Raw genomic sequence first — 14,817 nt, 5'->3', positions numbered from 1 at the left:
TCAGGCGACGCATCGCACACCCGGCCCGCCTCGCGACGAGCGGCAGGTCGATACGCGATGCGAGATCCGGATGCGGGCGAAGGACGCCGTGCGACGCTTCGGCCCGTTGGTGGATCGACCCGATCCGCACGTGAGCCGAGAAGGCACCCCCATCAAAAGGGTGTTTCGATTTTTTCGTGGGCCGACGGCGACCTCGTGCGCGTAAGAACGGCAGGACCTCCTCGATGTCCCACCGAGTGACCGCGCCCGGCGCGCGATCTCGGCCGCCGATGTGCCCGTGTCGAGTGCATAGGAAGCACCGGCCCACTTTTGAACCGCGTTCGCCGTCGGGCGGAGGAGGCGCCCGCATGGACCGCGGAGCACCGAAGGAACCAGCGTACCCTGGATCGGCATAGCCGCGGACGACGTCTGGAACGTCGAACGCCTCCGACCCTGGATATCGCCGATCGACGAGCGGCACACCCGCCTGGACCGAAGGCAGTGGATTTCTGAGCAGGTCGGAAGGAATGCGCAGGTCCCGTGTCCCGCACCTAGGTCGAGATCGAGCTACGAAGGCGCCTAAGGCGTCGGGAGATCCAGCGCGGCCGAAACCGGAAAATCGGAGTGAGCCGTCGCTTGCCCATTCCTTCGGGAGCGGACCCACACGCGGGTCCCGCAGCGTGGCATACCCGGTGCCGCCTTGGTGCTGCCTGGAAAGCTGCAACGCCGGGGTGAGGTGTTGCAACGATCCTGCAAGTACTTGCAATAATTGAAGTTTTGGAGCGGGCGAAGGGATTCGAACCCTCGACCCCAACCTTGGCAAGGTTGTGCTCTACCCCTGAGCTACACCCGCTCACTGTGCCGCGCCGCCCGGACTTTCGTGCCGGCGGCCCCCGGCGCGGCTCTCTAAACACCATTCCGCCGGGCGACGCAAGCGCCCTTTTCGCGAACCGTGACGATTTACCAATTCGGCTCCGGCGGGAGGCTCTCGCGGAGCTCTCGGAGACGGGCGCGGGTCCCCCGCGTTGTGCCCTCGGGGAGCGCGTCCACCGGGAAGAAGGCGCACTCGGCGATCTCCCGATCCGGCGCCTTGGGACACAGGACCGTGAAGGCCGGCAGGACGAACAGGGCGACGTGGTCCCGGGGAGCGGCGGCGACGTTCCGATAGAGGCCATGCAGGCGCGGCTCTCCCTCGGGGACGATCTCCGCCTCCTCGCGGAACTCCCGCACCATCGCGTCGCGCGCGGTCTCGCCGCGCTCGACGCCGCCGCCAGGAAGGTGCCAGCCACTCACGTAGGTGTGGCGCACCAGGGCCACCCGCCCCGCCCCGTCGAGTGCGACGCCGCGCACGCCGAGGGTCATGCCCCGGGACGCGAGCGCCCCGAGGTGAAACAGGCGCCGCAGGACCGGCCGATCGAGGATCATGCGGCTGCGCGGCTCACACGACGTCGAGGGTGATGGCGCCGAGACCGTCGATCGCCGCGACCATGCGCTGGCCGCGCTGGACCGGACCGACGCCGGAGGGCGTGCCGGTGAAGATCAGGTCGCCGGGCTGCAGGACGAAGTAGCCCGAAAGGTAGGCGATCTGCTCGGCGACGGACCAGATCATGTCGGCGAGGTCGCCCTTCTGGCGGATCTCGCCGTCGACCGACAGGGTGATCGCGCCCTTCGCCGGGTGGCCGATGACGGAGACCGGGTGGAGGGCGCCGACCGGGCCCGAACCGTCGGCGGCCTTGGCGGTGTCCCAGGGCCGGGACATCTTCTTGGCCTCGTCCTGGACGTCGCGCCGGGTCATGTCGAGGCCGATGGCGTAGCCGTAGACGTGCTCCAGCGCGGTCTCGGCCGGAATGTCGCTGCCGCCGCTGGCGAGGGCCGCCACCATCTCCACCTCGAAATGGTAGTTGGCGGTCTTTGGCGGGTAGGCGTGGGCCGTGGGTTCCGGGCCGACGATCTGCAGGGCGTCGGCAGGCTTCATGAAGAAGAACGGCGGCTCACGGTCCGGGTCCGCACCCATCTCACGGGCATGGGCGGCGTAGTTGCGGCCGACGCAGTAGACGCGGCGCACGGGGAAGAAGTCACTGCTGCCGACGATGGGGAGCGCGATGCGGGGCGGGTTCTGGATGACGGAGAGCATCTCTGCCTCTGCGGTGGATCGTCCGGGTGGCCCGGCGCGACGACGCACGGGCCCTACATCACCGTTGTAAGGTTCGCATCGGCGCGCGCCATACCGGCGCTTGCGTACGGCCTCCTCTGGCCTACAGAATCCACGCGATGACGCCGACAGCCGACCTCGACACCCTGCTGACCGCCCTCCGGGACGGGCTCGGCGCGCGGCACGTGCTGACGGACCCGGACGGCCTGGCGCCCTACCTGACGGAGAGCCGACGCCTGTTCACCGGGTCGGCCCTGGCCGTGCTGCGGCCGGGAAGCACGGAGGAGGTCGCCTTCGCGGTCCGCGCCTGCACGCAGGCCGGCGTCGCCGTGGTGCCGCTCGGCGGCAACACCGGCCTCACCGGCGCCGGCGTGCCGCGCGGCGGCGTCGTTTTGTCTCTGGAGCGCGTGAACCGCCTGCGCGCGGTGGATCCCGTGGACGCCACCATCACGGTGGAGGCCGGGATGATCCTGCAGGACGTGCAGGAGGCGGCCGAGGCCGCCGGCATGCTGTTCCCGCTCTCCTACGCGTCGCGCGGATCCGCCCGGATCGGCGGCGGCGTCAGCACCAATGCCGGCGGCATCGCGGTCCTCGCCTACGGGAACGCCCGCGACCTCGTCCTCGGGCTCGAGGTCGTCCTCGCCGACGGGCGCGTCTGGAACGGGCTCAAGGCCCTGCGCAAGGACAATGCCGGCTACGACCTGAAGCAGCTCTTCATCGGGTCGGAAGGCACGCTGGGCGTCGTCACGGCGGCGGTTCTGAAGCTGTTCCCGCGGCCGCGCTCGACGAGCGTCGCCTTCGTGGGGCTCGCCTCGGCCAGGGCGGCCCTGGACCTGTTCGTCTTCCTGCGGACGCGGATGGACCGCGACCTCACGGCGTTCGAGTACCTGCCGCCCTTCGCCCTGGAGATCGTGCTGCGCCACGTGCCGGGCACGGTTCGGCCCCTCGACGGCGCGCACGGCGCCTACGCCCTGATCGAGATCGCGTCCGCCCGCCCCGATGCCGACACGGGGGCTGAACTCGAGTCGGCCCTCGGGCAGGCCCTGGAGGACGGGCTGATCGCCGACGCCACGATCGCGACCAGCGGGGCCCAGAACGCCGCGCTCTGGCGCCTGCGCGAAGGCGTTCCCGAGGCGCAGACCCGCGAGGGCGCCTCGATCAAGCACGACGTCTCGGTGCCGCTCTCCCGCCTGCCCGAGTTCCTGGAGCGGGCGGGCGCGGCCTGCCTCGCCGAGATGCCGGGCCTGAGGCCTTGCGGCTTCGGCCATTTCGGCGACGGCAACATCCACTTCAACCTGTCGCAACCGCTCGGCATGGAGCCCGCGGAGTTCCTCGCCGCGTGGGGCCGGTTCAACCGGATCGTTCACGACCTCGTGCACGCGCTCGGCGGCTCCATCGCGGCCGAGCACGGCGTCGGGCTGATCAAGCGCGAGGAACTCGCGCGCTACGGCGACCCGGTCGGGCTCGACCTGATGCGGCGCCTCAAGGCCGCCCTGGATCCGGAAGACCTGCTCAACCCCGGCAAGGTCCTCGTGCGGACCGACCGCGCCGCGCCGACGGGCTGAGGAAATTTGTGCATCGCGCCATAATTCGGCGCGCAGGCGGGTGCAGGACGGCCACGCCGCGCCGCCAACCGGCCGGGCGGCCCGTCGCGTTAAGCCGCTGCTAACGCTTCGGACAGACCTTCATCACAGACGGCGGAGACGGATCCGTCGGCGCCAGGCATGGCAATTGCTCTGAGGCCTCCCTATCTCGCACATGCGAGATCGAACGACGAACCGTCACCGACAGGCTGTTTTCATACCCATCTGGAGACCGACGGAATGCCCACCTCTCAGGCCCGCGTGCAGACCACCGAGGCGAGCCGCTACCTGCAGCAGCTCTGCCGGCACTGGAGCCACAAGTTCAAGGTCGAGGCGACCCCCGTTCACGGCACCGTGCCCTTCGGCGAGGACCGCGTCTGCACCTTCGATGCCGAGCCCGACGCCCTGGTGATGCGCATCGACAGCTCCGACCCGGTCAACCTTACCCGGCTGGAGAACGTCGTGGCCGACCACCTCGCCCGCTTCGCCTTCCGCGAGAGCCTCGGCGACATCCGCTGGTCGCGCGCCGCCTGAGGGACCGCGCGGCGCGATCACGCCGACCCGTCCGGACGCCGGCCCGGGCGGGCTGCCCGATCCCGCCCGAAGCGCGGCAGTGGCGCACCACTTGCACGCGAACCCGGCTTGCGGCCAGATCGGGCGCCGCCGCGACCGGGATCGATTGATGAAGCGACGCACCCTGCTGACAGGCGCCGGAGCCCTGATGGCCGGCGCCCTCGCCAAGCCGGCACTGGTCCGCGCGGCCTCGGCGACGACCCTGCGGTTCGTGCCCTACGCGGACTTGGCGCTTCTCGACCCGATCATCACCACCAACTACGTCACGCGCACCCACGCGCTGATGATCTTCGACACCCTCTACAGCCTCGACACCGCCTACCGCGCCCAACCGCAGATGGTGGCGGGGCACGAGGTCGCGTCCGACGGCCTCACGTGGCGCCTGACCCTGCGGGACGGCCTGCGCTTCCACGACGGGACGCCGGTCCTCGGCCGCGACGTCGTGGCGAGCCTGAAGCGCTGGGCGCAGCGCGATGCCTACGGCGGGGCCCTGTTCGCGACCGTGGATGAACTCACGGCGCCCACCGACACGGTCGTGCAGTTCCGCCTGAAGCGGCCCTTCCCGCTCCTGCCGGACGCCCTGGCCAAACCGACTTCCTACGTCCCGGTGATCATGCCGGAGCGCCTGAGCGCGACACCCGCGACGCAGCCGGTGCCGGAGATGGTCGGCAGCGGCCCGTTCCGCTTCGCCGCCGACGAGCGGGTCCCGGGTTCGCTCAACGTCTACCGCCGGTTCGAGGCCTATCGACCGCGCGCCGACGGCACGCCGAGCTTCACGGCCGGACCGCGGATCGCGCATTTCGACCGCGTCGAGTGGCGCACGATCCCCGACGGCGCGACCGCGGCCGGCGCCCTGCGCTCGGGCGAGATCGACTGGTGGGAGCAGCCGCTCGTCGACCTCGTGCCGGACCTGAGCCGCCAGCCCGCCGTGCGCTTGGATCTGGTGGAGACCGCCGGGCTGATCGGCCAGATCCGCCTCAACCATACCCTGCCGCCCTTCGACAATCCCGCGATCAGCCGGGCGCTCCTCGCGGCCGTCGACCAGACCGAGATGATGGACGCCGTCGCCGGCAGCGACCCGGCGATCCGGCGCGGGCCCGTCGGCATCTTCACGTCCGGCGGACCGATGGCGTCGTCGGCCGGCATGGAGGCGCTGACCGGCCCCCGCGACCTCGCCGCCGCGAAACGGGCTCTGGCGGCGGCGGGCTACAAGGGCGAGCGCGTCGTGCTGCTCTCCGGGACCGACGTGCCGCGGATCAACGCGATCTGCGAGGTGATGGCCGATGCCTGCCGGAAGATCGGGATGAACCTCGACGTCGTCGCCACCGACTGGGGGACGGTCAACCAGCGTATCCTGAACGCCAAGCCCCTGGACCAGGGGGGCTGGTCGATGTTCGGCATCTTCTCCGGCGGGCTCGACCACCTCTCGCCGGCCTACCATCTGGCCGCCCGCGGGAACGGCCGGGCCGGCGTGCCGAGCTGGCTGACGGACGCGCCCCTGGAGGAGCTGCGCGGCGCGTGGTTCGACGCGCCGGACCTTGACGCCCAGAAGGCCCTGGCGGCGCGGATCCAGGCGCGGGCGCTGGAGGTCGGCGCCTACCTGCCCTGCGGCCAGTATTTCCAGCCGACCGCCTACCGGCGGGACCTCGAAGGCATGCTGACCGGGCTGCCGCTGTTCTGGAATCTGCGCCGGTCGGCCTGACCGGGCAGTTGCGGGCTCACCCGACGCTCATCAGGCTGGCATTCCCGCCGGCCGCCGCGGTGTTAATCGTGGTGGTGACCTCCTCCACCAGACCGGCCGGATCGTAGAGGTCGCCGGCCGCCAGCGCCTCCGGGCAGCGGGCCTGGATCGGTAGGATCGCGCCGTCGCGCGCCGCGACGGCCCTGTTCACGGCCCTCAGGGCAGCGGCGTCGCCCGCGAACAGAACGCCGTCGATATCGCCCGCGCGCCCGAGATCCGGGGCCCGGGCGACCCGCGCGGCGCACGTCGCCGGCAGATCGTCCAGGGCCGGCCCGCGCCCCTCCGGCCCGACGACGACCGCCGCGTTGCCGGTGCCGAGGATCGCACCGAGCTGGAGAAGGAGCGCCGTCTCGGACGCGGCGACGGCCGCGATCCGTCCCCGGGGACGCAGCGCGTACAGGTTGCGCTCCCCCACGGGACCGGCCAGAGCGGTCGCACCCCGGCCGGGATAGCGGACGGATTCGAGCCTGTCCGCGAGGTCGTGGCGGTGCCGCGACCGCAACCACGCCGTAAAGGGATGGAGCGCCCCGTCGTCGGCGGGCAACCCGTCGCGGGTGGCGGCGGGCGACCGCCGCAGCAGGCGGCCAAGGGCCAGCGGGCCGCCGGCCTTCGGGCCCGTCCCCGACAGCCCGGAGCCGCCGAAGGGCTGCACGCCGACGACCGCACCGATGATGTTGCGGTTCACGTAGCGGTTGCCGGCCCGCACGCGGCCGAGGACGTGATCGATGGTCTCGTCGATGCGGCTGTGCAGCCCGAAGGTGAGTCCGTAGCCGGTCGCGTCGATCGCCGCGAGGAGCGCGTCGAGGGCGTCGCGGCGATAGCGCAGCACGTGCAGCACCGGCCCGAACACCTCCTGCTCGACATCGGCGACGGCCCCGATCTCGATCAGGGTCGGCGGCATGAAGGTCCCGGCGTCGGCTTCGGGCGGCAGGGGGAACTGCGCCACCGGGAAGCCTCGCGCGCGCATGTGCGCCACGTGGCCGATGATCCGATCGGCGGCCTCGGCGGTGATGACCGGCCCGACGTCGACGGCGAGGCGCCGCGGATCGCCCACCCGCAACTCCCGGAGGGCGCCTTTCAGCATGTGCAGCGTCCGGTCGGCGATCTCCTCCTGCAGGCACAGGATCCGGAGCGCGGAGCAGCGCTGGCCCGCGGAATCGAAGGCCGAGGCGATCACGTCGGCCACCACCTGCTCGGCGAGCGCCGAGGAATCGACCACGAGGGCGTTCTGGCCGCCGGTCTCGGCCAGGAACGGCACCGGCTCGTCGAAGCGGTTCAGTCGCTCCGCCAGAGCGCGCTGGATGCCCTTGGCCACGGCCGTCGATCCGGTGAACATCACGCCCTGCACGCGCGGATCCTCGACCAGGGCGGCGCCGACCCTGCCGTCGCCCGGCAGGAGGTGCAGCGCCTCCGCGGGGATCCCGGCCGCGTGCAGCGCGCGGACGGCAGCCGCCGCGATCAGGGGCGTCTCCTCGGCGGGTTTCGCCAGGACCGTGTTGCCCGCCGCCAGGGCGGCCGCGACCTGACCGACGAAGATCGCCAGCGGGAAATTCCACGGCGCGATGCAGGCGACCGGGCCGAGCGGCGCGTGCGCGTTCCCGAGAGTCCGCTCGGCCTCGGCGGCGTCGTAGCGGAGGAAGTCGACCGCCTCGCGGATCTCCGCGACGGCGCTCGCGCAGGTCTTGCCTGCCTCACGCACGACGAGCCCGATCAGCGTCGGCATCTGCGCCTCGAGGGCGTCGGCGGCCCGCCGCAGGCAGGCGGCGCGCTCTGTGGCTGGCGTCGCCGCCCAGCCGGCCGCGCCCGCCTCCGCCCGCGCCACGGCGATCGCCACGGTCCCGGCCGTCGCCGGCCGGTCGTATCCCACGATGTCCCGGCGGTCGGCGGGATTGCGCACGGGTTCGTCGGCCGCCGCGGCATCCGCGCCCGACGGCACCGCCCGCCACGCGGTGCGGCCGCTCGCCGCCAACCCGTCCCACAGGCTGGCGAGGGCCGCCTCGTCGGCGAGGTCGAGCCCGGCCGCGTTCGCGCGGCCCGGGCCGTAGAGGTCCCGGGGCGCCGCGATTCGCGGATGGGGCGCGCCAAGATCCGGCTCGGCCTCGACGACGGCGACGGGGTCGGCGATCAGGTCCGCCACCGGCACGGCCTCGTCGGCGACCCGGTTGACGAAGGACGTGTTGGCCCCGTTCTCCAGGAGGCGCCGCACCAGGTAGGCGAGCAGGGTCTCGTGCGTGCCCACCGGTGCGTAGATGCGGCAGGGCCGCTGCAGATCGGCGTCGGCCATCACGGCCTCGTAGAGCGGTTCGCCCATACCGTGCAGGCACTGGAACTCGTACTGGCCGAGCCGGAAATCCGGGCCGGCCATCGCGACGATGCTCGCCAGTGTCTGGGCGTTGTGGGTGGCGAATTGCGGGAAGACCGCGTCGGGCGCGGCGAGCAGCCGCCGCGCGCAGGCGAGGTACGAGACGTCGGTGTGGACTTTCCGGGTGAAGACCGGGAAGTCCGAAAGACCGTCGACCTGCGCCCGCTTGATCTCGCTGTCCCAGTAGGCGCCCTTCACGAGCCGCACCATCAGCCGGCGCCGGCACCGCCGGGCGAGGTCGATCAGCACGTCGATGACGAAGGGGCAGCGCTTGCCGTAGGCCTGGACCACGAAGCCGAGCCCGTCCCAGCCGGCGAGTTCGGGGTCGGCGGCGAGCCGCTCAAGGATGTCGAGCGACAGGTCGAGGCGGTCGGCCTCCTCGGCGTCGATGTTGAGGCCGATGCCGTGGCCCATGGCGCGGCGGGCCAAGTCCAGCACGCGGGGATAGAGCTCGGCCAGGACCCGGTCGCGCTGCGCGCGGACGTAGCGGGGGTGGAGCGCCGACAGCTTGATCGAGATGCCGGGGCCGAGGAGCACGCCGCGGCCGGCCGATGCCGCGCCGATCGCCGCGATGGCCTCCGCGTAGGCGCGGCGGAAGCGCTCGGCGTCCTCGGCGGTCACGGCGGCCTCGCCGAGCATGTCGTACGAGTAGGTGAAGCCCTTCGCCTCGAGCGGCGCCGCGTGCCGCAGGGCCTCGGCGATGGTCCGCCCCGCCACGAACTGCTCGCCCATCATCCGCATGGCGAGGTCGACGCCTTTGCGGATCACCGGCTCGCCGCCGCGGGCGATCAGCCGGGTGAGCGCGGCGGAGAGGCCGGCCTCGTCCCGGGTCGCCGTCAGCTTGCCGGTCACGAGCAGGCCCCAGGTCGCCGCGTTGACGAAGGGCGACGGACTGTGCCCGAGATGGGCCGCCCAGTCGCCGCCCGCGATCTTGTCGCGGATCAGCGCGTCCCGCGTCGCCGCGTCGGGGATGCGCAGCAGCGCCTCGGCGAGGCACATCAGCGCCACGCCTTCCTGGCTGGACAGCGCGTATTCGTGGATCAGACCCTCGACGCCGCCGCGTCGGCCCTGCCGCCGCAGGCTCTCGACGAGGCGCCGCGCGTGCTCGGCGACGCGCCGAGCGGCATCGGGCGGCAGGCGCGCCTCGGCGAGGAGCGCCGCCACGCAATCCGCTTCGGGCCGCCGGCAGGCCGCGATCACCGCCTGCCGCAGGGGCGAGCGGTCCGCCAGGGCGGGCGCGAACAGGCCGAACGGCTCGCTGGCCCCGACGGCTGCGTCGTCGAGAACGCCGGATCCGGACATGGGCCGCCCCTCGGACACGGCCCGGTGACACCGCGCCGTCGCGGCCTCACGCTACACCGTTCAGGACACGCGTCGAGGCCTGAGACGCGCGGGGCGATCCCGTCACTTGGGGGCTCGCGCGTGCGCAGCCTCCAGCGCGACGGCCAGGAGCGGCTGGGCGCCCTCCCGGCGCAGGGCTGCTACGGGAATCACCACCGGATCGGCGCAGGCCTGGACGACGTGCGCGAGGTCGAATTGCACCGCCAGGCCGCCGGCCTTGGCATCGAGCCACGCCATCATGGCCGGCGGCTGCCCGTCGTAGGTCTCGGCGACGGCCTCGCGGCACTCCTTGTCCGCGTCGTCCGCCTTCGGATCGCCCGTCTTCAGGCGATAGCCCGCGAGATAGAGGGCGTGCAGTTTCCCGGACGCGAGCGTCACCATCTTGGTCCCGCCCGGGCCCTCCGCCAGGGCGAGCTTCCCGGTCAGGGAAGCGGGCAGCAGGGTTGTCCAATCCACCGGGGCGCCGGTGGTGAGGTCGTAGACGATCGACATCGTGTTGCTGCTCGGGTGCGCGCCGCCGCAGAACCAGCTGTCGGAGATGACGTAGCTCAGGAAGCGCGGTCCGCGCATCGGTGCCTGGACGGAGCGCTCCCAGGAGCTGTTCTTCCCGCCCTGGGCCCTGCACGCCTGCTCGGCCTTGAGCGCCCGCGCATCGAGACGCTTCAACGCCGCGTTGATCCGCCGCTCGGCCTCGTCCGCCGGCGCGGCGATCTGCGGCATGGCGGCGATGCCGGGGCGCGCGTCGGACGACGCCACCAGGGTCACGGGCCCGTCGGCGGCCCAGGCGGGCGCGGTCAGGCTCAGGAGCACGGCGCCCCAGCCGCCGACCCTGCGGCGGGCTCGGCGCCCGCGCAGCGGGAAATCACGCTGGTACATCGGGCCTCGGCTCCTGTTGGGGCGGGACGGCGAGTTTCCGGTCCCCACCGCGGGACAATCGGATCGACGCAGCCCTAGCATCCGGCGCGGCGACGCGGCGCGCGCTTTGACACAGGCCGAAGCGGTGTCAGAACCCCGGGATGACCGCGATCCTGATCTACGGCGCCACCGGCTATACCGGGCAGCTCCTGGCCGCGCACGCCGTCGCGCAGGGGCTGCGCCCGATCCTGGCGGGGCGCGATCCGGACAAGTTGCGGCCGCTGGCGGCCCGGCTGGGCCTGGAGATGCGGTCCGCGCGCCTCGACGACCGCGCAGGTCTGCGCGCGGCGCTCGCGGGCGTGGCGGCGGTGATCCACGCGGCCGGCCCGTTCTCGCGGACGGCGCGGCCGATGGTCGAGGCCTGCCTCGCGGCCGGCGCGCACTACGTCGACATCACCGGCGAGATCGCGGTACTGGAGGCTCTCGCGGCCAAGGATGCAGAGGCGAAGGCCGCCGGCATCGTCTTCCTGCCGGCGGCGGGCTTCGACGTGGTGCCGAGCGACTGCCTCGCGGCCCACGTGGCCGGGCGACTGCCCGGGGCGACGCACCTGCGCATCTCCATCGGTGGATTCGGCGGCTTCAGCCGCGGCACGGCCCGCACCATGGTGGAGGGCATCGCCTGGGGCACGCGGGTGCGCCGGGACGGGCGCATCGTCGAACTGCCGAGCCCGCCGCGGTCCACCGCCGATTTCGGCGCCGGACCGCGCCGGACCGTCGGGCTCGGCTGGGGCGACGTGTCGAGCGCCTGGTACTCGACCGGCGTCCCGAACATCGATGTCTACTTCGAGGCCTTCCCCGCCATGGCGGCGGCGGCCGGCCTGCCCGCCGGCATCCGGCGCATCATCGCGGGCGGCACCGCGCAGCGCCTGATCAACCGCGGCATCGACCGGCTGCCCGCCGGTCCCTCCGCAACGGCGCGCGAGAAGGCCCGCAGCACGTTCCTGGCGGAGGCCTGGGACGGCGCAGGGCGGGAGGCGGCGAGCCGGATGGAGACGCCCGAAGGCTACACGCTCACGGCCGCGACGGCCCTGGAGGTCGCCCGCCGCCTCGCCTCGGGCGCGGTGCCGGCGGGCTTCCACACGCCGGTGACGGCCTTCGGGCCGGACTTCATCCTGAATTTCCCGGGCGTGGTGCGAACGGACCTTTGAGATGCGGCCTGCTCGGTGATCGCCCTGACCGTCGCTGCGCTCGCAACGACGGCGGAGCGCACGCCCGGGCCCCTCACACGGTCGCGCCGATCTGCCAGGGCGCGAATTCCGACGAGCCGAAATCGAACTGCTCGCTCTTCGTCCGCTCGCCGCCGGCGACCCGCAGGATCAGGTCGAAGATCCGGCGCCCAGCCTGCTCCACGCTCTCTTCACCGTCGAGGATCGTGCCGCAATTGACGTCCATGTCCTCCTCGAGCCGCCGGTACATGGCGGAGTTGGTGGCGATTTTGATCGAGGGCGACGGCTTGCAGCCGAACACGGAGCCGCGTCCCGTGGTGAAGCAGACGAGGTTCGCCCCGCCCGCGACCTGCCCGGTCGCCGAGACCGGGTCGTAGCCGGGCGTGTCCATAAACACGAAGCCCTTGGCGGTGACGGGATCAGCGTAGCGCAGCACGTCCACGAGGTTGGTGCTGCCGGCCTTCGCCATGGCGCCGAGCGACTTCTCCAGGATCGTCGTCAGGCCGCCGGCCTTGTTGCCCGGCGACGGGTTGGCGTCGATCTCCGAGCCCTCCTTGCGGGTGTACTCCTCCCACCAGTGCATCAGGTCGACGAGCTTCTGGCCGACTTCCGGACTGACGGCGCGGCGGGTGAACAGGTGCTCGGCGCCGTAGGTCTCGGTGGTCTCCGACAGGATCACCGTGCCGCCGTTCCGCACCACGAGGTCGCTGGCGATTCCCAGAGCCGGGTTGGCCGAGACTCCGGAATAGCCGTCCGAGCCGCCGCATTGCAGGGCGACGATCAGCTCGCTCGCCGGCACCGGCTCGCGGCGGACCACGTTCGCCTCGGCCAGGATGTCCTTCACGAACGCGATGCCGGCCTCGACGGTCTTCCGTGTGCCGCCGAGGCTCTGGATGTTCATGCTGCGGATCCGGTCGCCGAGCCCCTGCTCCTCCAAGAAGGCGCCGATCTGGTTCACCTCGCAGCCGAGCCCGATCATCACGATGTGGGAGAAGTTGACGTGCCGCGCGTAGCCCGCGAGCGTCCGGCGCAGGAGCCGCAGCGGCTCGCCCATCGCCATGCCGCAGCCGGTCTTGTGGGTCAGCGCCACGACACCGTCGACGTTGGGATAGGGAGCGAGCGGGTCGAGGCCGAGGATCGGGTGCCGCCGGAACGCGTCGGCGATCAGGTCGGCGACGTGCGCGCTGCAATTCACCGAGGTGAGGATGCCCACGTAGTTGCGCGTCGCCACGCGCCCGTCGGGGCGGCGGATGCCCTGGAAGGTCGCGGGCGGCGTCACCAGATGGGTCGGCCTCGCGTCGACCCCGAACGCGTAGTCCCGGGCGAACTCGCCCATCCCGAGATTGTGGACGTGGACGTGGCGGCCGGCCGCGATGTCGTCCTTGGCGAAGCCGATGATCTGTCCGTACTTGGTCACCGGCTCGCCAGCGCGATGGGCCCGGACCGCGACCTTGTGGCCGGCCGGGATCCGCTCCGCCGCCGCGACGCCGTCGGCGACCGGCATTCCCGGCTCGATGGCGCCGCGGGCCACGGCGACACCATCGGCCGGCCGAAGGGTGATCACGGGGTAGGTCGACATCGGTCTCTCCTCGGATTCGATCGGGCCGCTCGCCGTCACCGCGCCGCCTCGGGGCGCAGAGCCGGGGCGCGGGCGTCGCGGACCGGCAGCGGCGCAATCTCGCCGACCACGAACAGGTAGATGAAGGCGCCCAGCAGGCAGAACCCGCCGGCCACGATCAGGGGGATCACGAACGAGCCCTGGGTGACGGTCAGCATGACGCCCGTGAAGGTCGTCGTCACGATCCCGGCGACGTTCGACGCGAAGTTCTGGATGCCGCCGATCGAGGCCACGTGGGCCGGGGTCGGCGCCACGTCGCCGGGCAGTGCCCAGATCGACGCGGCCGTGAAGGCGAGGCTGCCGTAGGCGACCGCGAAGCACAGCAGCGCCACGTAGACGTTCGGCGCGATGATCGACAGGGTGATCACCGACGACATCAGCATGCCGCCGACGAGGCAGGTCTTGCGGGCCGCCGTGAGGCTCCAGCCGCGGCGGTAGAGGGCGTCCGACGCGAAGCCGCCGAGCCAGCCCGCGGGGATCGACGCCAGGGCCGGCAGGCTGCCGAGCGTGCCGAGCTCCGCCAGCGAGAAGCCCCGCGCTTTGACCAGGTAGGTCGGGAACCACGTGATGAAGAAGTAGATCACGAAGTTCAGGCAGAAGAATCCCGCCATCATGCCCCAGACCGTGCGGTAGCGGAACAGCGACAGCCACGGCACCTGGTTCTGGGCGTCGGCGGCGTCGACGGTCTTCGGCCGCTCCTGCGCGGCCCGGAGCCGGGCGAGCTCCTCCGGCGAGACCTTCGGGTGGTTCTCGGGCTCGCGGTAGAGCCACATCCAGAACACAGCCCAGGCGAAGCCCAGCACACCGGTGACGACGAAGGATTCCCGCCAGCCCAGCGTCGCGATGACCCAGGACACCAGCGGGATCGCCAGCGCCGAGCCCACCCGCGAGCCGCTGTCGAAGATACTGCTGGCGAAGCTCCGCTCGCTGCGCGGGAACCACGAGGCCGCGACCTTGGCGAAGGACGGGTAGGCCCCGGCCTCGCCGATGCCGAGCAGCATGCGCAGGCCGAGCAGCGACAGGAAGCCCCGTCCGACCGCGGTCAGCGCCGTGCAGGCCGACCACCAGACCACCGCGACCACGAGCGAGAGCCGCGCGCCGACCCGGTCGGCCACGTAGCCGAAAGGCAGCTGCATGATCGCGTAGGTCCAGAAGAAGCCCGACAGGATCAGTCCCATGTCGGTGGCGTCGAGCCCCAGCTCCTTGGACATGGAGGGCGCGGCGACCGCCAGATTGGCGCGGTCGATGTAGTTGATGGCGTTGGCGGCCATGCAGAGGCCGATCATGAGCCAGCGCAGGCGAGGCATCGTGGGCTCCTCCCGTCTTCCGGGGATGGCGTCCCCGGTCCGTGCGGCGCCCCCGTTGGGGCCGAGGGTCGCCGCCGAGC

10 protein-coding genes and 1 tRNA gene are annotated in these 14,817 nt (G+C 72.2%); 4 read left to right on the top strand and 7 right to left on the bottom strand.

The window, feature by feature from the left end:
- Window positions 1-757 precede the first annotated feature (757 nt).
- The 3 genes from ME121_RS04510 to ME121_RS04500 form a co-directional block, all read right to left on the bottom strand.
- Window positions 758-832 (bottom strand) — tRNA-Gly (locus tag ME121_RS04510).
- A gap of 107 nt (window positions 833-939) precedes the next feature.
- On the bottom strand, window positions 940-1,404 hold the full coding sequence (locus ME121_RS04505; protein WP_012320000.1) for an NUDIX domain-containing protein: 465 nt from the start codon (window positions 1,402-1,404) through the stop codon (window positions 940-942).
- Window positions 1,405-1,417: 13 nt separating this feature from the next.
- Complete coding sequence (locus ME121_RS04500; protein ID WP_012320001.1) at window positions 1,418-2,113, bottom strand: fumarylacetoacetate hydrolase family protein; 696 nt, start codon at window positions 2,111-2,113, stop codon at window positions 1,418-1,420.
- 137 nt (window positions 2,114-2,250) lie between these two features.
- Between ME121_RS04500 and ME121_RS04495 the strand changes: the two genes are divergently transcribed.
- From ME121_RS04495 to ME121_RS04485, 3 genes are all read left to right on the top strand, one after another.
- On the top strand, window positions 2,251-3,696 hold the full coding sequence (locus ME121_RS04495; RefSeq protein ID WP_043074006.1) for an FAD-binding oxidoreductase: 1,446 nt from the start codon (window positions 2,251-2,253) through the stop codon (window positions 3,694-3,696).
- A gap of 258 nt (window positions 3,697-3,954) precedes the next feature.
- A complete protein-coding gene (locus ME121_RS04490; protein WP_012320003.1) occupies window positions 3,955-4,248 on the top strand; it encodes a DUF2218 domain-containing protein in 294 nt (97 codons plus the stop codon).
- Window positions 4,249-4,396: 148 nt separating this feature from the next.
- Window positions 4,397-5,989: an ABC transporter substrate-binding protein gene (locus ME121_RS04485; protein WP_059408422.1), complete on the top strand. Its 1,593-nt coding sequence runs from the start codon at window positions 4,397-4,399 to the stop codon at window positions 5,987-5,989.
- A gap of 16 nt (window positions 5,990-6,005) precedes the next feature.
- Here the strand turns inward: ME121_RS04485 and putA are convergent, their stop codons facing one another.
- Complete coding sequence (gene putA, locus ME121_RS04480; protein ID WP_059408421.1) at window positions 6,006-9,692, bottom strand: trifunctional transcriptional regulator/proline dehydrogenase/L-glutamate gamma-semialdehyde dehydrogenase; 3,687 nt, start codon at window positions 9,690-9,692, stop codon at window positions 6,006-6,008.
- 102 nt (window positions 9,693-9,794) lie between these two features.
- Entirely contained in the window at window positions 9,795-10,607 is an 813-nt protein-coding gene (locus tag ME121_RS04475; RefSeq protein WP_053621106.1) for a polysaccharide deacetylase family protein, read from the bottom strand.
- Between the two features lie 140 nt (window positions 10,608-10,747).
- Between ME121_RS04475 and ME121_RS04470 the strand changes: the two genes are divergently transcribed.
- A complete protein-coding gene (locus ME121_RS04470; protein ID WP_059408420.1) occupies window positions 10,748-11,794 on the top strand; it encodes a saccharopine dehydrogenase family protein in 1,047 nt (348 codons plus the stop codon).
- A gap of 73 nt (window positions 11,795-11,867) precedes the next feature.
- On the opposite strand, the gene ME121_RS04465 is transcribed toward ME121_RS04470, so the two are convergent.
- Complete coding sequence (locus ME121_RS04465; protein WP_012320008.1) at window positions 11,868-13,391, bottom strand: UxaA family hydrolase; 1,524 nt, start codon at window positions 13,389-13,391, stop codon at window positions 11,868-11,870.
- Window positions 13,392-13,426: 35 nt separating this feature from the next.
- Window positions 13,427-14,737 carry an MFS transporter gene (locus ME121_RS04460; protein ID WP_029357806.1) on the bottom strand — a complete coding sequence of 437 codons (1,311 nt, stop codon included), beginning with the start codon at window positions 14,735-14,737 and terminating at the stop codon, window positions 13,427-13,429.
- Window positions 14,738-14,817: the final 80 nt, after the last annotated feature.

It is taken from the genome of Methylobacterium sp. ME121 (genome assembly GCF_000974725.1).
Classification (GTDB): domain Bacteria; phylum Pseudomonadota; class Alphaproteobacteria; order Rhizobiales; family Beijerinckiaceae; genus Methylobacterium; species Methylobacterium radiotolerans.
Note: the sequence above shows the minus strand (reverse complement) of the source record. Positions and strands in the feature narration are given on the sequence as shown.

Coding starts and splice junctions, on each gene's coding strand:
- ME121_RS04470 (WP_059408420.1), top strand. CDS start 10,748: ATGACCGCGATCCTGATCTACGGCGCCACCGGCTATACCGGGCAGCTC.
- ME121_RS04485 (WP_059408422.1), top strand. CDS start 4,397: ATGAAGCGACGCACCCTGCTGACAGGCGCCGGAGCCCTGATGGCCGGC.
- ME121_RS04505 (WP_012320000.1), bottom strand. CDS start 1,404: ATGATCCTCGATCGGCCGGTCCTGCGGCGCCTGTTTCACCTCGGGGCG.
- ME121_RS04460 (WP_029357806.1), bottom strand. CDS start 14,737: ATGCCTCGCCTGCGCTGGCTCATGATCGGCCTCTGCATGGCCGCCAAC.
- ME121_RS04500 (WP_012320001.1), bottom strand. CDS start 2,113: ATGCTCTCCGTCATCCAGAACCCGCCCCGCATCGCGCTCCCCATCGTC.
- ME121_RS04465 (WP_012320008.1), bottom strand. CDS start 13,391: ATGTCGACCTACCCCGTGATCACCCTTCGGCCGGCCGATGGTGTCGCC.
- putA (WP_059408421.1), bottom strand. CDS start 9,692: ATGTCCGGATCCGGCGTTCTCGACGACGCAGCCGTCGGGGCCAGCGAG.
- ME121_RS04495 (WP_043074006.1), top strand. CDS start 2,251: ATGACGCCGACAGCCGACCTCGACACCCTGCTGACCGCCCTCCGGGAC.
- ME121_RS04490 (WP_012320003.1), top strand. CDS start 3,955: ATGCCCACCTCTCAGGCCCGCGTGCAGACCACCGAGGCGAGCCGCTAC.
- ME121_RS04475 (WP_053621106.1), bottom strand. CDS start 10,607: ATGTACCAGCGTGATTTCCCGCTGCGCGGGCGCCGAGCCCGCCGCAGG.